Source organism: Polaromonas sp. (assembly GCF_049790275.1).
Lineage (GTDB): Bacteria > Pseudomonadota > Gammaproteobacteria > Burkholderiales > Burkholderiaceae_C > Polaromonas.
Genome location: NZ_JBAQYR010000008.1, coordinates 1 through 17,817 on the forward strand (window position 1 = coordinate 1; position 17,817 = coordinate 17,817).

Below are 17,817 nucleotides of genomic sequence, written 5' to 3' on the forward strand. Positions count from 1 at the left end.
TGCCAGAAGGCAAGGAAATGGTCATGCCAGGCGACAACGTGTCGATCACCGTCAAGCTGATCAACCCGATCGCCATGGAAGAAGGCCTGCGTTTTGCCATCCGCGAGGGCGGCAAGACCGTCGGCGCTGGTGTCGTGGCCAAGATCATTGCGTAATTCCGCAACACCTTAAGGAATTACCATGGCCACCAAGCAAAAAATCCGCATCCGCCTGAAAGCGTTTGACTACAAGCTGATCGACCAGTCGGCAGCTGAAATCGTTGACACTGCCAAGCGCACCGGCGCGATCGTCAAGGGCCCCGTGCCCCTGCCGACCCGCATGAAGCGGTTTGACATCCTGCGTTCGCCCCACGTCAACAAGACGAGCCGCGACCAGCTGGAAATCCGCACGCACCAGCGCCTGATGGACATCGTTGACCCGACGGACAAAACCGTTGATGCGTTGATGAAGCTCGATCTGCCCGCCGGTGTGGACGTCGAAATCAAGCTGCAATAAGAAGAAATCGGGGTTTTGGCGAAAGTCGGAGCCCCAAAAACCGGGATAAAGCGCGGATTTGCCAATACGGCAAGTCCGCGCTATACTCTTGGGCTGTCCCGGGCATGCTGTGCATGGGTGGGGCGGTTTTATTAACAGTCTTTCACATCAAAACGTCTGCGGCCAATTGAAGTCGCAGCGGTGGAAGTTACGGAGAAAAAAGCATGAGTCTGAGCAACTCCCTCGGGTTGCTGGGCCGCAAGGTGGGCATGATGCGTCTGTTCACTGATGATGGGGATACCGTTCCTGTCACAGTGGTAGATGTGTCTAACAACCGTGTGACCCAGGTGAAAACCCAAGCAAACGACGGCTACGATGCCCTTCAAGTGGCATTTGGTGCGCGCAAAGCGTCGCGCATCACCAAGCCGGCTGCTGGCCACCTTGCGAAAGCAGGCGTTGAAGCCGGTGAAATCCTGAAAGAATTCCGCGTGACGGCTGACGTCGCAGGCAAATATGCTGCCGGTACTGTTGTGCCCGCCGCTGACGTGTTTGCAGTCGGCCAGAAGGTGGATGTGCAGGGCACTTCCATTGGTAAAGGCTTTGCCGGCACCATCAAGCGTCACAAGATGAGCTCGCAGCGCGCGTCGCACGGTAACAGCCGTTCGCACAACGTTCCCGGCTCCATCGGTATGGCGCAGGATCCCGGTCGCGTGTTTCCCGGTAAACGCATGACGGGCCACCTCGGTGACGTCACCAAGACCACGCAAAACCTCGACATCGTGCGCATTGACGAAGCCCGTCAACTGCTGATGATCCGCGGTGCTGTGCCTGGTTCCAAAGGCGGTTTTGTCACGGTTCGTGCCGCGATCAAAGCCAAACCAGTAGCAGCTGCCAAAGGAGCGAACTGATGCAGGTCGAACTCCTGAATGACCAGGGTCTGGCTTCGTCCAAAGTGGACGTGCCCGATACCGTGTTTGGTCGCGAATACAACGAAAGCCTGATTCACCAGGTGGTCGTGGCCTTCCAGGCCAACGCCCGCCAGGGAACCCGTGCCCAGAAAGACCGTGAGCAGGTCAAGCACTCGACCAAGAAGCCCTTTAAACAAAAGGGCACTGGCCGTGCACGTGCCGGTATGACTTCTTCCCCGCTGTGGCGCGGAGGCGGTCGTATTTTCCCGAACATGCCTGACGAAAACTTCACGCAGAAAATCAACAAGAAGATGTACCGTGCCGGCATGGCCTCCATCTTCTCCCAGCTGGCCCGTGAAGGCCGTCTGGCTGTGGTTGATTCGCTGACCGTGGACTCGCCCAAGACGAAAGTCCTGGCCGACAAGTTCAAGGCCATGAACCTCAAATCGGTGCTGGTCATCGCTGACGAGGTGGATGAAAACCTGTACCTGGCTTCACGCAATCTGGTGAACATTCTTGTGGTTGAACCCCGCTATGCGGATCCGCTGTCGCTGGTTCACTACAAAAAGGTTCTGGTCACCAAAGCCGCCATGGACAAACTCAAGGAGATGTTTGCATGAGCGCCGTGAACACCAAACCAAAATTTGACGAAGGCCGCCTGATGCAGGTGCTGGTCGCTCCCATCGTGTCTGAAAAGGCAACCATGGTCGCGGACAAATCCAACGCCGTGCTCTTCAAGGTCCTGCAGGACGCCACCAAACCCGAAATCAAGGCCGCTGTGGAATTGATGTTCAAGGTGGACGTCAAGGCCGTTTCTGTACTCAACCAAAAAGGCAAAACCAAGCGTTTTGGCAAATCCACTGGTCGCCGCGACAACATTCGCAAGGCCTATGTGACGCTGAAGCCTGGCCAAGAGCTGAACATCGGTGGGGAGGCTGCGTAATCATGGCTGTCATCAAAATGAAACCCACCTCTCCCGGCATGCGCGGGATGGTGAAGATTTCCCGGGACCACCTGCACAAGGGTGAGCCTTACGCGCCGCTGCTGGAGCCACAATTCCAGAAGGCCGGCCGTAACAACAACGGGCACATCACGACGCGCCACAAAGGCGGCGGTCACAAGCACCACTACCGCGTGGTGGACTTCAAGCGCAACAAGGACGCCATTCCGGCCAAGGTCGAACGTATCGAGTACGACCCCAACCGCACGGCCCACATTGCGCTGATCTGCTACGCCGACGGCGAGCGTGCCTACATCATCGCCCCTCGCGGCCTTGAAGTTGGCGCCACGCTGGTCAGCGGTGCCGAAGCCCCGATCCGTGTCGGCAATACCCTGCCGATCCGCAACATTCCTGTGGGCTCGACGATTCACTGCATCGAGATGCAAATCGGCAAGGGCGCGCAGATTGCACGTTCGGCCGGCACATCGGCGACGCTGCTGGCTCGTGAAGGCACTTACGCCCAGGTGCGCATGCGCTCTGGCGAGGTCCGCAAGATCCACATTGAATGCCGCGCCACGATTGGCGAGGTCGCCAACGAAGAACACAGCCTGCGCCGTCTCGGCAAGGCCGGTGTCAAGCGTTGGATGGGTATTCGCCCAACCGTTCGCGGTGTGGTGATGAACCCGGTCGACCACCCGCACGGCGGTGGTGAAGGCAAGACCGGCGAAGGCCGTCATCCTGTCGATCCATGGGGTAACCTGACCAAAGGCTACCGCACCCGCAACAACAAGCGCACGCAAGTGATGATTGTTTCGCGTCGCAAGAAGTAAGGCCAGGAAATGACACGTTCACTCAAAAAAGGTCCCTTTGTCGACCAGCACCTGGTAGCCAAGGCTGATAAAGCCGTTACCAACAAAGACAAAAAGCCGATCAAGACCTGGTCGCGCCGCTCCATGATCCTGCCCGAGTTCATCGGCCTGACCATCGCCGTGCATAACGGCAAGCAGCACGTACCGGTCTACATCACCGATCAAATGGTTGGCCACAAGCTGGGCGAGTTCGCACTCACCCGGACTTTCAAAGGTCATCCGGCTGACAAAAAAGTTGTGAGAAAGTAAGGAAAGACCATGGAAACACGTGCAACCCTCCGGGGCGTTCGTCTGTCGGTCGACAAGGGCCGCCTGGTCGCCGATCTGATCCGCGGTAAAAAAGTGGATCAGGCGCTCAACATCCTGAACTTCACGCAGAAAAAAGCTGCCGGAATCATCAAGAAAGTGGTCGAGTCGGCTATTGCCAACGCTGAACACAATGATGGCGCCGACATCGACGAACTGAAGGTGAAAACCATCTATGTCGAGCAGGGCACCACGCTCAAGCGTTTCTCGGCGCGCGCCAAGGGCCGCGGCAACCGTATCAGCAAGCCCACGTGCCATGTGTACGTTGTGGTTGGCAATTAAGAAGGCAGACAGGATATGGGACAAAAAATCAACCCAACCGGGTTCCGCCTCGCCATCAGCCGTAACTGGTCCAGCCGCTGGTACGCGAGCAATAAAGACTTCGCCGGCATGCTGGCTGAAGACATCAAGGTTCGCGAGTACCTCAAGGCCAAGCTGAAGAATGCCGCGGTGTCGCGCGTTCTGATCGAGCGCCCCGCCAAGAATGCCCGCATCACGATTTACTCGGCTCGTCCGGGTGTTGTGATCGGCAAAAAAGGCGAGGACATCGAGAACCTCAAGAAAGAACTGAGCCGCCAGCTGGGCGTGCCGGTCGCCGTGAACATCGAAGAAGTTCGCAAGCCTGAAATTGATGCCAAGCTGATCGCTGACAGCATCACCCAGCAGCTTGAAAAACGCATCATGTTCCGCCGTGCGATGAAGCGCGCCATGCAAAACGCCATGCGTCTGGGTGCCCTGGGCATCAAGATCATGTCGTCCGGCCGCCTCAACGGCATTGAAATCGCTCGTTGCGAGTGGTACCGCGAAGGCCGCGTGCCCCTCCACACCTTGCGCGCCGACATCGACTACGGCACCTCTGAAGCCAAGACCACCTATGGTGTGATCGGCGTCAAGGTCTGGGTCTACAAGGGCGACACCCTGGGCCGCGGCGATTCGCCGGGCGCCCGTCTGGATGCCGCTCCGTCGGACGAAGAACGCAAGCCTCGCGGCCCGCGTCGCGATGCGCGTCCTGGCGACCGTACGGACCGTCCGTCCGCACCCCGTGGAGCCGCCCGCCCAGCGCGCGGCCCCGTCGGTGGCGTGAACACGGCCCCTGCGGATGGCAGCGACAAACCGGCTGAAGCTACCCCTGGTAGCGACGCCCCGAAAACCACCGTTAAGCGCGTCCGCAAAGCCGCGCCAGCTGCAGCAGCTGACGGTGCCAAGACCGAGTAATCGGTCTAACTACGGAGAATACAAATGCTGCAACCCGCTCGCAGAAAATACCGCAAAGAGCAAAAAGGCCGCAACACCGGCATCGCCACACGAGGCAACTCGGTGGCGTTCGGTGACTTCGGTCTGAAGTGTACCGACCGCGGTCGCCTCACAGCTCGTCAAATTGAAGCCGCACGCCGTGCGATTTCCCGTCACGTCAAGCGTGGCGGCCGTATCTGGATCCGTGTCTTCCCGGACAAGCCGATTTCCCAAAAGCCTGCTGAAGTGCGTATGGGTAACGGTAAAGGCAATCCCGAGTACTACGTGGCTGAAATCCAGCCCGGCAAGATCGTCTTTGAAATCGTTGGCGTTCCTGAAGAACTGGCCCGCGAAGCGTTCCGCCTGGCTTCTGCCAAGCTGCCGCTGCGCACCACGTTTGTCAGCCGCATGATTGGCCAGTAAGGGGAAATGACCATGACCAAATCTACTGAACTGCGCCAAAAAGACGTTGCCGGCCTGCAAAACGAAGTCAAAGAGCTGCAAAAAGCCCACTTTGGCCTGCGCATGCAAAAAGCCACGCAACAACTCACCAACACCGCCACGCTGCGTTCTGCGCGCCGTGACATCGCTCGTGCCAAAACCATCCTGGCCGAGACCATCGTCAAGCAAGGAGCGAAATAATGACGGAAGCTAAAAAATCCCTCAAGCGCACCCTGGTTGGCCGTGTGGTCAGCGACAAGCGCGCGAAGACAGTGACTGTGCTGGTCGAGCGTCGTGTCAAGCACGAGCTTTACGGCAAGATCGTGTCCCTGTCGAGCAAGTACCACGCCCATGACGAAAAGGGCGAATACAAGACCGGCGACCTGATCGAGATCACCGAAAGCCGCCCGATCTCCAAAACCAAGAACTGGGTTGTGACCAAGTTGCTGGAAAAGGCTGCGATCGTCTAAGTCTTGCAGGTCCGGACCTCAAGTCAAAAAACGGCTCACGATGTGGGCCGTTTTTGTTTCCGGCTTTTGCCCGTCCCCTGTCAGTCACCGCGATGTCCTTCGGGCCTTTGCCCGACCGGCGCACGATTTTGCCGGAATCGTTGAAAATGGCACCGGACCTTTTCACCCCCACCCCTCTCAAGGAGACACCATGATCAAAGTAGGCGACACCCTTCCCGCAGCCACGCTGATGGAATTTTCGGAAGTTGAAGGCAATGGCTGCAGCATCGGTCCCAATCCCGTTGATGTCACCAAGGCCTCGACCGGCAAAACCATTGCGCTGTTTGGCCTGCCGGGCGCTTATACGCCGACCTGTTCCGCCAAACATGTGCCGGGTTATGTCGAGAAGTTCGACGAACTCAAGGCCGCCGGCGTTGACGAGATCTGGTGCGTGAGTGTCAACGATGCTTTCGTGATGGGCGCCTGGGCGCGCGACCAGAAGACCGGTGCCAAGGTCCGCATGCTGGCCGACGGCAGCGCCGACTTTGCCAAGGCCACCGGCCTGACACTGGACCTGACCGCACGCGGCATGGGTTTGCGCAGCAATCGCTATTCGATGCTGGTCAAGGACGGCAAGGTTGCCGCCCTGAATGTGGAAGGTCCGGGCAAGTTTGAAGTGAGCGACGCTGCCACCTTGCTGGCACAAGCCAAGGGCTGAAACCACACGCCCGGGTTTGCCCAAAAAAAGAGCCGCAGGTCGAAGGGCCAGCGGCTCTTTTTGTGTATTCCACCGAGCCGGAAGTTCGTCAGATGCTATGAAAAATGAAGCAGCTTGCGCCCGCCACATCAGGGTCGCAGCCTGATTTTACAAGAAATCCACTTTCAGGTAGTGAGCACCCGCTATCGGATTGTGGTAATAGGGCGGGATGTCCTTGAAGCCCAGGTCTTCGTACAGTGCCCGGGCAGCCTCCATGTCGTTCAGGGTATCAAGCAACAGGCTGTGGTAGCCCGCCATGCGTGCTGCATCGAGCACTGTTTCGGCCAGCTGCCGTCCCAGGCCCAGCCGGCGAAAGCCCTCGCGCACATAGAGCCGCTTCATCTCGCAGGCGTTCGGGTAGTCCACGGCGTCCAGCGGGCGCATGGCGCAGCAGCCGGCGATCTTGCCATTCACCAGCGCCAGGATCAGGCAGCCCTGCGGGGCTGCATACTCACCCGGCAGGTTGAGGAGCTCTTCGTCGAAGTTCTGAAAGCACAGGTCAACGCCCAGCTGGTCGGCGTATTCGCGGAAAATCGCTCGCGCGGTATCCAGCTGTGCCGGCGTGGCCGGTGTGATGAACTCGATCGTGGGAGAAGAAGCGGTCATGGGTGCGGTAGACGTCAGACCCAGTGTATCGGCTTTTTTTTTGGCGGCCTGGCTGGTCAGGACCAGCCAGGCGACATGGAATCGCTGGTCAGAAGGCCGGTGCGCCCAGGCTGCTGATCCAGTACACGGCGGCCGCGCAGGCGCCCAGCACCGCCAGCGCCGACAGGCGGGAGGCCGTGTCGTCCCGCGAAGCCGGCACGGCGGTGACCAGTTCCTTGTCACCATGGAGCATGGCCCGCACCAGATTGTGTTTGCGCCACAGGTAAAAAACGATGGCCAGAATGTGCAGGACCACGAGGCCCAGGAGTATCCACTTCCCGATGTTCTTGTGGTAGTTCGTTGCCAGGCTGACCGCGCTGTTCGAGACAAAACGCGTGAGCGGTCCGCTGAAGGCAATTTCGTCATCGCTGAACAGGCCTGTCCCTGCCTGGGCCAGCAAAAAACCCAGCATCGCAAACACCGAGCCGGCGCCGATCGGGCTGTGGCCGACACCATGCTCGGGCTTGCCCCGGCCCTTGAGGTAGTTGATGACGCTTTGCGGTGAATAGATGAATGCACCAAAACGGGACCAGCGTCCGCCCACCACTCCCCAGACCACGCGAAACAGCAGCAGCGTCAGCACCGAATAGCCAAAGCGAAAGTGCCAGACCATGGCATTGCCGCCTATCGTGCCGGTGATCGCCAGCCCGATCACCCCCACGACCAATGCCCAGTGGAAGATGCGTGTTGGCAAATCCCAGACGCGGACCTTGTGAATGGATGGGTTCATGTGTGCTCCCTCTTGTTGTGCGATTTTGTGGTGGTCACGCAGCCATGGTATGTTTCGTGCGATTGCATCGATGCCGACAGCGCTTTCACTTGGTGCTTACCCTAGTGCATAAGTTCCAGCGGAACTTTGCTTCAGGGCTTGAGCTCTTTGGAAGGCAGTCTATCGGGAAGCACTGCCAATCAGCAAGTAAAACACCACGAGGAAAAAAATGAAAATTTTCGCCAGTATTGCCGCAGCATCTGCCCTGCTCGCCCTGTCCGCACCAGCTTCCGCCCAGTTTGCCAAACCGGAAGACGCCATCAAGTACCGCCAGAGCGCACTGTCCGTGATGGGCACACACTTCGGCCGCGTCGGCGCCATGGCGTCCGGCCGCGCGCCTTATGACGCCAAGGTTGCCGCCGACAATGCCGAGGTCGTGGCCGCCATGTCCAAGCTCCCGTGGGCCGGTTTCATGCCGGGCACCGACAAAGGCAATACCAAGGCCAAGCCTGAAATCTGGACCGAGCAGGCCAAGTTCAAGGAATACAACGAAAAGTTGCAGGCGGAAACCACCAAGCTTGCTGCCGCCAGCAAGACCGGCAACCTCGACAGCCTGAAAACGGCGTTCGCCGCAACCGCCGATACCTGCAAGGCCTGTCACGACGCATTCCGGAACAAGTAAAGCCCCCACGGTCGCTCACTGCGTGTAGCTCCCTGCCCCCCGAGGGGGCCGCTGCGCCTGCGGGCCGGCAAAGCCGGACCCGCGGCCCCTGCTTGAAAAAGAGGAGCTTCGTGCGCTGGGGGTGATGAAAAAAGGCCGGCCCCTTGCGGGGCCGGCCTTTTTTAATGGGCTTCGAGCTGAGACGGGCTACGTTTCAGCCAGCAGTTTTTCAATCAGCTGGTGCAGGGCCGCAAAGTCGGGCTCACCCACGTACTGTTTGACGATCTCGCCGCGCTTGTTGACCACGTAAGTGGTCGGTGTGAGCTGCACATCGCCCCAGGCCTTGGCCACGGCGCCGGTGTTGTCGATCGCCACCTTGAAAGGCAGCTTGCGCGTCTGGACGTAGTTGACGACGTAGCTCGGTGGGTCGTAGCTCATGGCCACGGCCAAGGTGTCGTAGCCCTGGCTCTGGTACTTGTTGTAAGTGGAAATGATTTTGGGCATCTCGGCCACGCAGGTGACGCAGCTGGTGGCCCAGAAGTTCACCAGCGTCACCTTGCCCTTGAGGTCCGCTGTTGTCTTTTTGCTGCCGTCGAGCAGCACAAAAGTCGACTCCGGGGCCGCCTGCACGCCGCCGCAACCGGCCACACCAGACACCACACCCAGCACCAGTGCCGAAGCCAGGGCGATGCGGCATACTGCGCTTGAAACTGAACTCATCTGAAGGCTTTCATCATGCAACGTCGACAGTTTAACCAAGCCGGCATCAGCGCACTGGGCATGCTGATCCTGGCCACCTACCAGCAGGCGCAGGCCCTGTCGCTGAACGACCTGAGCAGCGCAGAAGCGTCCAATGGCCTGAAAACCGCCCTCGAAAAAGGCGCTTTGGCCGCCGTGGCCCTGCTTGGCAAGACAGATGGATTCCTCGGCAACCCGAAAGTTCGCATTCCTTTGCCCGGTTACCTTGAAGATGCATCGAAATTGTTGAGAAATTTCGGCCAGGGCAAACGCATCGACGAACTGGTCACTTCCATCAACCGCGCCGCCGAAGCCGCCGTGCCCATGGGCAAGGACCTGCTGGTCAGTGCCGTGCGGTCCATGAATGTGAACGATGCCAAGAACATCCTGCAGGGTGGCGAAACATCGGTCACCAACTTCTTTGCCGAAAAAACCCGCACACCCCTGGGCGTGAAATTCCTGCCTGTGGTGACCAAGGCCACCGCCAAGGTGGGCCTTGCCAACAAATACAACGAGTTCGCAGGCAAGGCCGCCGGTTTCGGTCTGGTCAAGAAAGAAGATGCCAACATCCAGCAATACGTCACCGGCAAGACGCTGGACGGGCTCTACGTGATCATCGGCGACGAAGAGAAGAAGATCCGCCAGGACCCGGTGGGGACGGGCAGCGCGATTCTCAAAAGGGTATTTGGCGCGATGAAGTAAGACGCAACGGGGGACGGTCCAACCAACGAAAAGCCTCTGGAACGGGGGGCTGATGGGTGCTATTACGCAGCAAACGCCAATGGAAAATCGTAGACATCAGGCCGACCATTCAGGGCCCCGCTTGCTACAAGGTGTCGCAACAGAGCAGGTTGAGTCTTTGGAACAAGGTGCTATCACAGACACCTCTCTCACTTAAAGCGCGAACACGGCTTGCGGCAACGGGGTCTATAAATTACCCGGTCACTTTTTGACCGGTCCCTTTTTCTTGTTAACTTGTTGTGCTTTCTTTTTTAGCGCGCCTAAAGTCTTGGGCGAATAAAGTTCTTGCAACACGTGATCCAAAAATTCATATGCGTCAAGGACGTCGTCTAACTTGATTTCATTGTTCTCGGCGGGTGCGTGACTTCCGGCATTGCCCAGCCATTTAATCGCGAAAATCATCTCTTTGAAGCCAGCATATTTAGCTGGCAGAAGACCAATTCTTGCGTGAAGAGAGAGTGCAAACCGTTTCTTACCCTTTACCTCGAACCGTTTAATTCCAAGCTCAGTAAGGAGCTGTTCAGTAGCTATCCGAACTTGATTAAGCGAAGCACTTGGGGAGCTAAAGAATAGGCGAAAAGACTCTTCTAAAAGCAGTAAAACACTTGGTGGAGTTTGCTCGGGGGGATTAAGAACCCGCAGTGGAGGCTCGAAATATCTAGGTTTAAAAAAGTCGTCGTATTCGACGTCCGTCTCCCCGTGCTCGTCGTAAGAATAATATTGCCCGACGCTCCCGACGCCCGTGCTTGCGACCGTCTCCTTGCAAACAGCATTTGAGCAGCGTAGCAATGTTGAATATACGAACTCAATGTACTCCGGGTCCCAACCCTCATAGTCATGGAAGCGAGAGCTCTGAATCTCATCTTTGTGGAAGGTTTTGGTATCAATCTTTAAAGTTCCCTTTTTGCATGTCGGGCACTCCCAATCGGGGGTGTGTTTTAAGGTGAACTGCTGTTTGAATACTTTACGATCCATGGCTCCTCCCGGTGTAGTTATAAGGCCAGTTTACCTCCCGAGTTAACATGCCGGTGCGATTTTTAGTCGCGACGGTCGTCGCCATCGTTGCTAAAACCGCTGGCGGCTCGATGCTGACCGCAGAGCGCTTCGTTGTTGCAACGACCGCCGGTTTCGGCCTGGTCAAAAAGGAAGACGCCAGGACCCGGTGGGCACGGGCAGCGCGATTCTGAAGAAGGTGTTCGGGTCCATGAAATAGGCGCACCCCCGTCCAGGCTCACTGCGTGTAGCCTGTTCCCCCCCCCGAGGGGGGGGGCGCCTGCGGCCTGGCGAAGCCGGTTCCGCGGCCCCCGCTTGAAAAATCAGTCCACACCTGTCTTGGCCGCTGCGTGCAGTTCTTCCCTCCCCACTTCAGGCGGTTGCGCTCGAGATGCGGTATTACAAGCTGCTGTTTGGGGGCTCAGCACGGGAAGCGTCGATTTTCCCAAGCAGCCACTGCAAGCCAGCCAGATGTTGCTGGTCGTGGCTGCACAGGTAATGCACCAGGCTGCGCATGGTGAGCTCGCCATAACCCTCAAAGACCGCCCGCCGTTCCAGCTCGACTGGCGTCAGGGCTGAAATCATCTGCAAGGTTCTGGTGCGCGCTGCCGCTAAGGCAGACAACACCTCTGCTGCACTGGCGTCCTGGTAGTTGCGCTGTTCGGCCAGCAAATAACCATCAAGCGAAGCCAGCACCGGCACGTCTTCATCAAGGGTGCGCTGCAAGCGCAGGTGGTAACCGTCGATCTCGATGTCACGTACATGGCAGAGCTGCCCGATCGCCGTGAAAGTTTCGCTGGGAATGCCTTCCCATGATGGCGGTGACCAGTACCGGTACGTTTCGGGAACGGCTTCGTAGAAATGCGCCAGTTGGCTCGGAAATTCTGCAAGTGCCTGAAGGGTGGCCGGGTTCATGCTTGGAATTTTTCCTGCACGGAAGGCCAGATCACCGCCTGCGCAACGATGACGTTCTCGCCATTGAACGTGGCTGTCGGAGAACCGTAAAGCCGGTAACCCAGCGCCATCGCTTCACTGACCCGGCGGCAAAAGCTGGCATCGTCAGGGCCGGTGAGAAGCCGGTAAATCGGGAGGCCGTCGGGCGGTGTCGTGGCGGACGATGTCATGGTTGCAGGGGGCGAATAAACGGAGGGCGATATTACCGTGCCCAGCCGCAGGCTGCACTCACGCAAAAAAAAGCGGCAGCCATGGGCACCGGGCCCATGACTGCCGCCCGCAGCTGAACGGCTTATTTGGCTGGCGCGGGCGCCACGGCCTTTGCCTGCTGCGTCTTTTTGTAAACCTCCATCACCGTGGCAAAGTCGCGTTCGAAGTTGATCGGCAGGAAGGTGTCGTTGCCGGGCAGCTGCTTGCGCAGGTTGGGCGAGAAGTTGTAGATGAAGGAGCACTTCTTGACCCGCGCCTGGAGCTCGGGAGAGACGTCCTTGCTCATGGTCCAGGTTTCCGTCATGAAAGGCGGGCTTTCCCAGAGTGTGCGGATGCTCGACCCCTTGATATCGCCCTTGACGATCATGCGCTGGTACAAATCGCTGGCCACAGCCGCGGCCGGATAAAAACCATGCATCACACCCGTGACGGAGCGCTCGTGCCCGTTGGAAAAAACCACTTCGTAATCCTTGTCGGGTGTCAGGCCCAGCGCCGGGAACAGCGCGCGCGGCGCCAGGTTGCCTGAGTTCGACGTGGGCGTGGTGTGCGCGATTTTTTTCCCCACCAGATCTTGCGGCTTCTGGTAGGGGCTGTCGATGCGGGTGACCAGGATCAGCTTGTAGGAATTGCGCACACCGCTGGCCTTGTTGCCCGGCACCCCGAACGGAGCGGGCTGCCCGGTGGTCACCAGTTGCGCCGCCAGGCCGGGGTTGACCTGCGCCAGCTGCGCCTTGCCGGTGGAGATGCTGTCGATCAACTCTTTCTCGCCAAGGATGTCGATGTTGGTGGTGCGCTCCAGCGACTCGCCCTGGGCGTTCTGCAGGTCGATGTTCCCGCAGCGCGACAGGTGGCTGAAGTAGTCGCCCCACAGAGTCATGGTTTCGCTTTTCCCATACGTCTTGGGCATGGCCACCACCAGTTTTTCGCGTGGACCGCTGTACGCAGGTGCTGCCGCTGCCGGTTTGGAGGCGGGCTTGGCCCGAGCGGCGCTGCTGCCGTCGGTCTGTGCCGCCACCGAAACAAGCACAAAAGCAGCACCTGAAAGCACTGCCCCGCAGTACGTACGAATTTTCATGAAAGTCCTCTTGAATTTGTTGAAATAAACCGGGCCACTGACCCGCGGTGGGCAGAAACTTCCGCTCACCCAAGTCAGTGTGCATGAGAAACGAGCCTGTAGTACATTTGGTTACATGCGATTTGTCATGAAAGTAACAGTTTTTTTGAGGCGCGCAGGAAAGAAGTCGGAAACGGTGCGCGTCCGGTCCATGCAGAAGGCGCAGGGGCAGTGGACAGTGCCCCAGAACAAGGGCAAGTTCGCGCTTGTGTTTGATGGTTTCGATAGAGGGAGGCAAGCGTAAACTGGCCAGAACACGTCGTCCATCACCCACCAAACGGGAATTCCATTCATGAATGTCGAGCAGAGAAAATGGACGGAAGCTCTGGGATGGACAGCCGCCTCTCCCGGAGCCATCGCAAAATCCTCCCAATTGGTTTTGGTGTTTGGCGCTGCCGCTGCCTTGCGCAGACCTGATCTGGTCGCCGCGATCCGGCAAGACTATCCTGCCGCACACCTTCTTGGCTGCTCCACCGCAGGGGAAATCTGCGGCACCCAGGTGCTCGATGATTCACTGGTTGTCACCGCGGTGCACTTTGAGCACACCCTCCTCCGCAGCGCCGAAGTCAGCCTGACCCAAACCCCGGACAGCCTGGAGGCGGGTGAATGGATCGGGCAAAACCTGCCGCGGTCGGTCCGCGACGCAGCCACCGGTGCGGAGGAAAAACTGGCGCACGTGCTGGTACTGACCGATGGGCTCAAAGTCAACGGCAGCGATTTTGTGTCCGGTGTGATGAAGCATTTGCCCGAAGGCGTCACCATGACCGGTGGGCTGGCCGGCGACGGCGCACGCTTTGGCGAGACGCGGGTGTTCCGGAACAACGCACCGGAAACAGGCACCATTGCCGCGCTGGGCCTGTATGGCAGCCGGCTGAAGATCGGCGTGGGTTCGCTGGGTGGGTGGGATTCCTTCGGTCCCGAAAGGCTCATCACCAGGTCGGAGGCCAACATCCTGTATGAGCTGGACGGGCATTCCGCACTGGGCCTGTACAAGCAGTATCTGGGTGAACATGCGGACGGACTTCCCGCCACCGGACTGCTGTTCCCGCTGAGCGTTCGCACCAAGGCCGGTGAGACCCCGGTGGTCCGGACGATTCTGTCCGTGGATGAAAATGCGCAAAGCCTGACCTTCGCGGGCGACGTTCCCGAAGGCGCCTACGCCCGCCTGATGAAAGCCAACTTTGACCGGCTGATTGATGGTGCCACCGGAGCGGCGCGGACCAGCTACGAAGCCATCGGCTCCGTTGTTCCCGATCTGGCGATCCTGATCAGCTGCGTGGGCCGGAAACTCGTGCTCAAACAACGCATTGAGGAAGAGGTGGAAGCCGTGAGCGAGGTCCTGGGAACAGGTGCGGTGTTGGCGGGGTTTTATTCCTATGGCGAAATTTCCCCGTTCACGCCCGGCGCCAAATGCGAGTTGCACAACCAGACCATGACCATCACCACTCTTTCAGAACGGTAGCGATGGAGACGATGCACAGCTTGCTGAAGCGCCAGCTCCGGCGTCATCTTGGCGACCCCCCCAGCATTCCGCCGGAATGGCAGGCATTCATCCATGGAGTGAACGACGCTTATCGGGAGTTCGACGCCGATCGCGGAATGCTGGAGCACTCCCTCGAACTGAGTTCACAGGAGCTGCTCGATGCGAACTCGGAAATGCGGGCCGTTTTCCAGGCCATCCCGGACCTGGTGCTTCGGCTCAACCATCAAGGAATCATTCTTGACATCAAGGCGGGCACCAGCAGCGGCCTGATGCTCACGCGCCGGAATCTGATTGGAAAGCAGATTCGGGACACGCTTTTCGTGGACGTCGCTGATCAGTTGCTGGAATCCTTTCGGCGGGTGATCCAGGAAAACGCCCCGACAGGCATTGAGTATTCAACCGTGCTGCAAGGACAGGAGTCCCACTGGGAAGCGCGGCTGGTGCCGCTGCTGGAGACCCAGATCGTCGTCATTGTCCGGGACATCACCGCCCGCAAACATGCCGAAAAGCGTGTGCAGGAGGACATGCTGACCATGCAGCGCGCCACGGCCGCCGCTCAGGCCATCACGCAACACCAGACGCTGGAGCCTCTGCTTCAGGAGCTGGCCGGCCAGGCCAGGGCCGTCGTCCGGGCCCGCCAGTGTTTCGTGAGGCTGTTGCCCAACAGGAATTCATTCGAAGCGGGCAGTGGCATGTCGTTCTCCGACAAATACGTCGAGTGGCATGCGCGGGTGAACGAGCCAGGCAGTGCCGACGTGGGCATTGGCGTTGATGCGGCGGTGTGTGAAGCCAACCTTCCGATGCGCCTCACGCAGGCCGGGCTGCAGTCTCATCCGCGCTGGTGCATCCCAGCGGAGTGGGGGCATACCCGTCCGCCCATGCGTGGCTGGCTCGCGATACCGCTGAAAAACCGCAGCGGCGAAAACGTGGGTTTGCTGGAGTTCTCGGATAAATGCGAAGGCGAGTTCACGCAGCAGGACCAATACGTGGTGGAACAGCTGGTCCAGATCGCCTCGGCGGCCATCGAGAATGTGAACTTGCTGGAAGAGATCAGGCAGCTCAACACAAAACTGGAACTCAAGGTGGCGGATCGCACCGAGGCGTTGGCACGGCAGGAGGCTTTGTTCCAGGCAGCCGCCGACCAGGCGCCTCAAGTCATGTGGATTGTCAATACTCAAGGCGCCGTAACCTATGTGAACCGGTTCTGGTATGAGCTGGTAGGGGGGGCGCCTCCCAAGTGGTATGGGCACGAGTGGACCGAAGTGGTCCATCCCGAGGATGTAGCCGAGATGCAGGAAAAGTGGAAGTTGGTCAGCCAGAGCCGGGAGATGTTTACAGGCGTCCGCCGCGTTCGCGCAGCGAACGGCAGCTACCATGTGCTGGCCTACAGGGCGTCTCCGGTGCTGGACTCCCGTGGAGACGTCACTTGCTGGATAGGCATGGACACCGACATCACGGAAATCAAGGCGATTGAAGCCGCCTTGCGGTTGTCCAACCGGGAGCTGGAGGCATTTTCCTATTCCGTTTCACATGATCTCCGTGCGCCCCTGAAGACCATCGATGGTTTCAGCCAGCTGCTGGCCAAGCAACTGCGCGCAGATGACAGTGCGAAGGTGCACCACTACATGTCGCGGATTCGCAATGGCGTGGCGCACATGGGTCAATTGATCGAAAGCCTGCTGGCGCTGGCCCAGGTATCACGCAACACCTTGCAGCCTGTCCCTCTCGATCTGAGTGAAATCGCCACGGCAGTTTTCTCCGAGCTGCAGGCCGGGGAGCCCGATCGGCAGATAACCGTCGTCGTGGAGCCCGGGCTGCTGGTGGAGGCCGACGAAGGCCTGCTCTTTGTGGCCATGGAAAACCTGCTGGGCAACGCGTGGAAATTCACGTCCCGCCGTGACGGCGCCGAGATTACCGTGGGCCGCAGCCCAAACGCCGGAACCGAGGAGGTATTTTTTGTTTCGGACAACGGGGCCGGCTTCGACATGGCACACGCAGACAAACTGTTCGGGGCCTTTCAAAGGCTCCACTCCGCCGCCGAGTTTCCCGGTACCGGCGTCGGGCTCGCCACAGTGAGCCGGGTGATTACGCGGCATGGCGGACGGATATGGGCTGAATCCCAACCAGGTGTAGGCACCACTTTTTTCTTCAGCTTGTCCCGCAGTTATTCGGCCGGCGAGAAACTTCCCGGTGGGTTCGCCTTGAAAAACGACAGCCGGTTCGGTGCCATTGACTGATCATCGGATGGGGGCGCTACAAATTTGATAGCTTTAGACGCAGATAAATAAAGGGTTGACGGCAGTTTTTGCATCATGCAAATAACCCCCGGCGCTGGTTTTCTTCAGGAACGCGGTCCGGGTTTGCCCACCGCCGCCAGCAGCACCCGGATGGCCGATTCGGTCTGTTCGTACTCCCCCTCGCCGAAATGCCGGTACTGGATGCGCCCGTTGGCATCCACCAGGTAGGTGGCCGGCCAGTACTTGTTGTCGTAGGCCTTCCACGTGCGATAACTGTTGTCTTGTGCCACCGGGTGCTTCACGCTGAAACGCTGCATGGCTGTCTGCAGGTTCGCGGTCGAGCGCTCAAAAGGAAATTCGGGTGTGTGGACACCCACCACCACCAGTCCCTCCTGGCGGTAGAGCCTGGCCCAGCGGTTGATGTAGGGCAGCGTGCGCAGGCAGTTGACACAGGCGTAGGTCCAGAAGTCGATCAGCACCACCTTGCCGCGCAGGCCGGCCATGGTCAGCGGCGGCGAGTTCAGCCATTGATCGATGCCCGCAAACTCCGGCGCGCTGCCGTGGTCGTAAAAGCTGGGTGCGGCATGGGCCGCATGTCCGGCCGACAGCGCCAGCAGTGTGGCCAGAAAGGTGCGGCGCTCGATGCCGTGTATGGAAGGATGTGAATCCGGAGAAGTGAGGGGGTTCATGTCAGAGTCCTGTTTGGATCGAAGGGTAAAAATCGGAAAGCCAGACAGCCACCACGCTGTCGTACTGGAAGTGCATGGCCAGCGCCGTCAGCACCACCACCACGCCAAAACCCTGCTGCAGGCGGTGCGCATGGCGGACCAGTTCGCGCACACGCAGCGATGCGTACTGGCCGCCGTAGGCAATGCCCAGCATCGGCAGTGCAGCGCCCAGTGAATAGCAGCCCAGCAGCAGTGCCGCCTGCGCCGGTTCGGGCGTGGTGGCCACC

Annotated in this window: 25 protein-coding genes and 2 pseudogenes; 18 read left to right on the forward strand and 9 right to left on the reverse strand. The window is 59.1% G+C overall.

The annotated features are described in order from the left end of the window. The 13 genes and pseudogenes from tuf to WA904_RS01165 all read left to right on the forward strand — a co-directional run. A pseudogene (gene tuf, locus WA904_RS01105) lies at positions 1–155 on the forward strand (elongation factor Tu); the annotation flags it as partial. Between the two features lie 25 nt (positions 156–180). Continuing rightward, the gene (gene rpsJ / locus WA904_RS01110; RefSeq protein WP_007838118.1) at positions 181–495 is read left to right on the forward strand and encodes a 30S ribosomal protein S10; all 315 of its coding nucleotides are present in this window, start codon (positions 181–183) and stop codon (positions 493–495) included. Positions 496–698: 203 nt separating this feature from the next. Beyond that, positions 699–1,382 carry a 50S ribosomal protein L3 gene (rplC, locus tag WA904_RS01115; RefSeq protein ID WP_293602828.1) on the forward strand — a complete coding sequence of 228 codons (684 nt, stop codon included), beginning with the start codon at positions 699–701 and terminating at the stop codon, positions 1,380–1,382. Next, positions 1,382–2,002, forward strand: a complete 621-nt coding sequence (gene rplD / locus WA904_RS01120) for a 50S ribosomal protein L4 (RefSeq protein ID WP_077593710.1) — start codon at positions 1,382–1,384, stop codon at positions 2,000–2,002. The genes rplC and rplD overlap by 1 nt, the downstream gene beginning before the upstream one ends. Beyond that, positions 1,999–2,325, forward strand: a complete 327-nt coding sequence (gene rplW, locus WA904_RS01125; protein WP_077593711.1) for a 50S ribosomal protein L23 — start codon at positions 1,999–2,001, stop codon at positions 2,323–2,325. Before rplD ends, rplW begins: the two co-directional genes overlap by 4 nt. 2 nt (positions 2,326–2,327) lie before the next feature. Further along, complete coding sequence (gene rplB / locus WA904_RS01130; RefSeq protein ID WP_425195289.1) at positions 2,328–3,152, forward strand: 50S ribosomal protein L2; 825 nt, start codon at positions 2,328–2,330, stop codon at positions 3,150–3,152. Between the two features lie 9 nt (positions 3,153–3,161). Continuing rightward, on the forward strand, positions 3,162–3,440 hold the full coding sequence (gene rpsS, locus WA904_RS01135) for a 30S ribosomal protein S19 (RefSeq protein WP_077593713.1): 279 nt from the start codon (positions 3,162–3,164) through the stop codon (positions 3,438–3,440). 9 nt (positions 3,441–3,449) lie between these two features. Further along, positions 3,450–3,779, forward strand: a complete 330-nt coding sequence (gene rplV / locus WA904_RS01140) for a 50S ribosomal protein L22 (RefSeq protein WP_077593714.1) — start codon at positions 3,450–3,452, stop codon at positions 3,777–3,779. 15 nt (positions 3,780–3,794) lie between these two features. Then, positions 3,795–4,712, forward strand: coding sequence for a 30S ribosomal protein S3 (gene rpsC / locus WA904_RS01145; RefSeq protein WP_096671111.1), 918 nt, complete (start codon positions 3,795–3,797; stop codon positions 4,710–4,712). A 24-nt stretch (positions 4,713–4,736) separates the two neighbouring features. Next, positions 4,737–5,153 (forward strand): 50S ribosomal protein L16, encoded by a 417-nt coding sequence (gene rplP / locus WA904_RS01150; protein WP_077593716.1) that lies wholly within the window; start codon positions 4,737–4,739, stop codon positions 5,151–5,153. A gap of 12 nt (positions 5,154–5,165) precedes the next feature. Further along, positions 5,166–5,372: a 50S ribosomal protein L29 gene (rpmC, locus tag WA904_RS01155; RefSeq protein ID WP_425195290.1), complete on the forward strand. Its 207-nt coding sequence runs from the start codon at positions 5,166–5,168 to the stop codon at positions 5,370–5,372. Further along, the gene (gene rpsQ / locus WA904_RS01160) at positions 5,372–5,641 is read left to right on the forward strand and encodes a 30S ribosomal protein S17 (RefSeq protein ID WP_077593718.1); all 270 of its coding nucleotides are present in this window, start codon (positions 5,372–5,374) and stop codon (positions 5,639–5,641) included. Before rpmC ends, rpsQ begins: the two co-directional genes overlap by 1 nt. Positions 5,642–5,831: 190 nt before the next feature. Beyond that, positions 5,832–6,338 carry a peroxiredoxin gene (locus WA904_RS01165; protein ID WP_425195291.1) on the forward strand — a complete coding sequence of 169 codons (507 nt, stop codon included), beginning with the start codon at positions 5,832–5,834 and terminating at the stop codon, positions 6,336–6,338. A gap of 147 nt (positions 6,339–6,485) precedes the next feature. Here the strand turns inward: WA904_RS01165 and WA904_RS01170 are convergent, their stop codons facing one another. Together WA904_RS01170 and WA904_RS01175 are read right to left on the reverse strand one after the other, a co-directional pair. Beyond that, positions 6,486–6,983 carry a GNAT family N-acetyltransferase gene (locus WA904_RS01170; RefSeq protein ID WP_425195292.1) on the reverse strand — a complete coding sequence of 166 codons (498 nt, stop codon included), beginning with the start codon at positions 6,981–6,983 and terminating at the stop codon, positions 6,486–6,488. Positions 6,984–7,071: 88 nt separating this feature from the next. After that, a complete protein-coding gene (locus WA904_RS01175) occupies positions 7,072–7,752 on the reverse strand; it encodes a cytochrome b/b6 domain-containing protein (RefSeq protein WP_425195293.1) in 681 nt (226 codons plus the stop codon). 208 nt (positions 7,753–7,960) lie between these two features. Between WA904_RS01175 and WA904_RS01180 the strand changes: the two genes are divergently transcribed. After that, on the forward strand, positions 7,961–8,413 hold the full coding sequence (locus WA904_RS01180) for a c-type cytochrome (RefSeq protein WP_425195294.1): 453 nt from the start codon (positions 7,961–7,963) through the stop codon (positions 8,411–8,413). Between the two features lie 186 nt (positions 8,414–8,599). Here WA904_RS01180 and WA904_RS01185 read toward each other — a convergent pair whose 3' ends face one another. Next, complete coding sequence (locus WA904_RS01185) at positions 8,600–9,112, reverse strand: TlpA disulfide reductase family protein (RefSeq protein ID WP_425195295.1); 513 nt, start codon at positions 9,110–9,112, stop codon at positions 8,600–8,602. A 15-nt stretch (positions 9,113–9,127) separates the two neighbouring features. On the opposite strand from WA904_RS01185, the gene WA904_RS01190 reads away from it, so the two are divergent. Further along, positions 9,128–9,832: a DUF4197 domain-containing protein gene (locus tag WA904_RS01190; protein ID WP_425195296.1), complete on the forward strand. Its 705-nt coding sequence runs from the start codon at positions 9,128–9,130 to the stop codon at positions 9,830–9,832. A 240-nt stretch (positions 9,833–10,072) separates the two neighbouring features. On the opposite strand, the gene WA904_RS01195 is transcribed toward WA904_RS01190, so the two are convergent. Further along, a complete protein-coding gene (locus tag WA904_RS01195) occupies positions 10,073–10,846 on the reverse strand; it encodes a DUF4145 domain-containing protein (RefSeq protein WP_425195297.1) in 774 nt (257 codons plus the stop codon). A gap of 47 nt (positions 10,847–10,893) precedes the next feature. Between WA904_RS01195 and WA904_RS01200 the strand changes: the two genes are divergently transcribed. Further along, positions 10,894–11,058 carry a hypothetical protein gene (locus tag WA904_RS01200; RefSeq protein ID WP_425195298.1) on the forward strand — a complete coding sequence of 55 codons (165 nt, stop codon included), beginning with the start codon at positions 10,894–10,896 and terminating at the stop codon, positions 11,056–11,058. 205 nt (positions 11,059–11,263) lie between these two features. Here the strand turns inward: WA904_RS01200 and WA904_RS01205 are convergent, their stop codons facing one another. The 3 genes from WA904_RS01205 to WA904_RS01215 form a co-directional block, all read right to left on the reverse strand. Then, positions 11,264–11,779 carry a DinB family protein gene (locus WA904_RS01205; RefSeq protein WP_425195299.1) on the reverse strand — a complete coding sequence of 172 codons (516 nt, stop codon included), beginning with the start codon at positions 11,777–11,779 and terminating at the stop codon, positions 11,264–11,266. Beyond that, positions 11,776–11,988: a DUF1737 domain-containing protein gene (locus WA904_RS01210; RefSeq protein WP_425195300.1), complete on the reverse strand. Its 213-nt coding sequence runs from the start codon at positions 11,986–11,988 to the stop codon at positions 11,776–11,778. The genes WA904_RS01205 and WA904_RS01210 overlap by 4 nt, the downstream gene beginning before the upstream one ends. A 122-nt stretch (positions 11,989–12,110) precedes the next feature. Continuing rightward, on the reverse strand, positions 12,111–13,103 hold the full coding sequence (locus WA904_RS01215) for a PhnD/SsuA/transferrin family substrate-binding protein (protein WP_425195301.1): 993 nt from the start codon (positions 13,101–13,103) through the stop codon (positions 12,111–12,113). A gap of 331 nt (positions 13,104–13,434) precedes the next feature. Here WA904_RS01215 and WA904_RS01220 point away from each other — a divergent pair, with 331 nt between their 5' ends. Next, positions 13,435–14,604 (forward strand): FIST signal transduction protein, encoded by a 1,170-nt coding sequence (locus tag WA904_RS01220; RefSeq protein ID WP_425195302.1) that lies wholly within the window; start codon positions 13,435–13,437, stop codon positions 14,602–14,604. 20 nt (positions 14,605–14,624) lie between these two features. After that, positions 14,625–16,862, forward strand: a complete 2,238-nt coding sequence (locus tag WA904_RS01225) for a PAS domain S-box protein (RefSeq protein WP_425195303.1) — start codon at positions 14,625–14,627, stop codon at positions 16,860–16,862. A gap of 104 nt (positions 16,863–16,966) precedes the next feature. Here WA904_RS01225 and WA904_RS01230 read toward each other — a convergent pair whose 3' ends face one another. Next, positions 16,967–17,551: a thioredoxin family protein gene (locus WA904_RS01230; protein ID WP_425195304.1), complete on the reverse strand. Its 585-nt coding sequence runs from the start codon at positions 17,549–17,551 to the stop codon at positions 16,967–16,969. 1 nt (position 17,552) lies between these two features. After that, a pseudogene (locus tag WA904_RS01235) lies at positions 17,553–17,817 on the reverse strand (cytochrome c biogenesis protein CcdA); the annotation flags it as partial.

Excerpts from the sequence above, each read along its gene's own strand:
- WA904_RS01170 (WP_425195292.1), bottom strand. The coding sequence starts at position 6,983 with ATGACCGCTTCTTCTCCCACGATCGAGTTCATCACACCGGCCACGCCG.
- WA904_RS01205 (WP_425195299.1), bottom strand. The coding sequence starts at position 11,779 with ATGAACCCGGCCACCCTTCAGGCACTTGCAGAATTTCCGAGCCAACTG.
- rplD (WP_077593710.1), top strand. The coding sequence starts at position 1,382 with ATGCAGGTCGAACTCCTGAATGACCAGGGTCTGGCTTCGTCCAAAGTG.
- rplC (WP_293602828.1), top strand. The coding sequence starts at position 699 with ATGAGTCTGAGCAACTCCCTCGGGTTGCTGGGCCGCAAGGTGGGCATG.
- WA904_RS01210 (WP_425195300.1), bottom strand. The coding sequence starts at position 11,988 with ATGACATCGTCCGCCACGACACCGCCCGACGGCCTCCCGATTTACCGG.
- WA904_RS01230 (WP_425195304.1), bottom strand. The coding sequence starts at position 17,551 with ATGAACCCCCTCACTTCTCCGGATTCACATCCTTCCATACACGGCATC.
- WA904_RS01195 (WP_425195297.1), bottom strand. The coding sequence starts at position 10,846 with ATGGATCGTAAAGTATTCAAACAGCAGTTCACCTTAAAACACACCCCC.
- WA904_RS01220 (WP_425195302.1), top strand. The coding sequence starts at position 13,435 with ATGAATGTCGAGCAGAGAAAATGGACGGAAGCTCTGGGATGGACAGCC.
- WA904_RS01180 (WP_425195294.1), top strand. The coding sequence starts at position 7,961 with ATGAAAATTTTCGCCAGTATTGCCGCAGCATCTGCCCTGCTCGCCCTG.
- WA904_RS01215 (WP_425195301.1), bottom strand. The coding sequence starts at position 13,103 with ATGAAAATTCGTACGTACTGCGGGGCAGTGCTTTCAGGTGCTGCTTTT.
- rplV (WP_077593714.1), top strand. The coding sequence starts at position 3,450 with ATGGAAACACGTGCAACCCTCCGGGGCGTTCGTCTGTCGGTCGACAAG.
- WA904_RS01185 (WP_425195295.1), bottom strand. The coding sequence starts at position 9,112 with ATGAGTTCAGTTTCAAGCGCAGTATGCCGCATCGCCCTGGCTTCGGCA.
- rpsC (WP_096671111.1), top strand. The coding sequence starts at position 3,795 with ATGGGACAAAAAATCAACCCAACCGGGTTCCGCCTCGCCATCAGCCGT.
- WA904_RS01165 (WP_425195291.1), top strand. The coding sequence starts at position 5,832 with ATGATCAAAGTAGGCGACACCCTTCCCGCAGCCACGCTGATGGAATTT.
- rplP (WP_077593716.1), top strand. The coding sequence starts at position 4,737 with ATGCTGCAACCCGCTCGCAGAAAATACCGCAAAGAGCAAAAAGGCCGC.
- rpmC (WP_425195290.1), top strand. The coding sequence starts at position 5,166 with ATGACCAAATCTACTGAACTGCGCCAAAAAGACGTTGCCGGCCTGCAA.
- WA904_RS01190 (WP_425195296.1), top strand. The coding sequence starts at position 9,128 with ATGCAACGTCGACAGTTTAACCAAGCCGGCATCAGCGCACTGGGCATG.
- WA904_RS01175 (WP_425195293.1), bottom strand. The coding sequence starts at position 7,752 with ATGAACCCATCCATTCACAAGGTCCGCGTCTGGGATTTGCCAACACGC.
- rpsJ (WP_007838118.1), top strand. The coding sequence starts at position 181 with ATGGCCACCAAGCAAAAAATCCGCATCCGCCTGAAAGCGTTTGACTAC.
- rpsS (WP_077593713.1), top strand. The coding sequence starts at position 3,162 with ATGACACGTTCACTCAAAAAAGGTCCCTTTGTCGACCAGCACCTGGTA.
- WA904_RS01200 (WP_425195298.1), top strand. The coding sequence starts at position 10,894 with ATGCCGGTGCGATTTTTAGTCGCGACGGTCGTCGCCATCGTTGCTAAA.
- rpsQ (WP_077593718.1), top strand. The coding sequence starts at position 5,372 with ATGACGGAAGCTAAAAAATCCCTCAAGCGCACCCTGGTTGGCCGTGTG.
- rplB (WP_425195289.1), top strand. The coding sequence starts at position 2,328 with ATGGCTGTCATCAAAATGAAACCCACCTCTCCCGGCATGCGCGGGATG.
- rplW (WP_077593711.1), top strand. The coding sequence starts at position 1,999 with ATGAGCGCCGTGAACACCAAACCAAAATTTGACGAAGGCCGCCTGATG.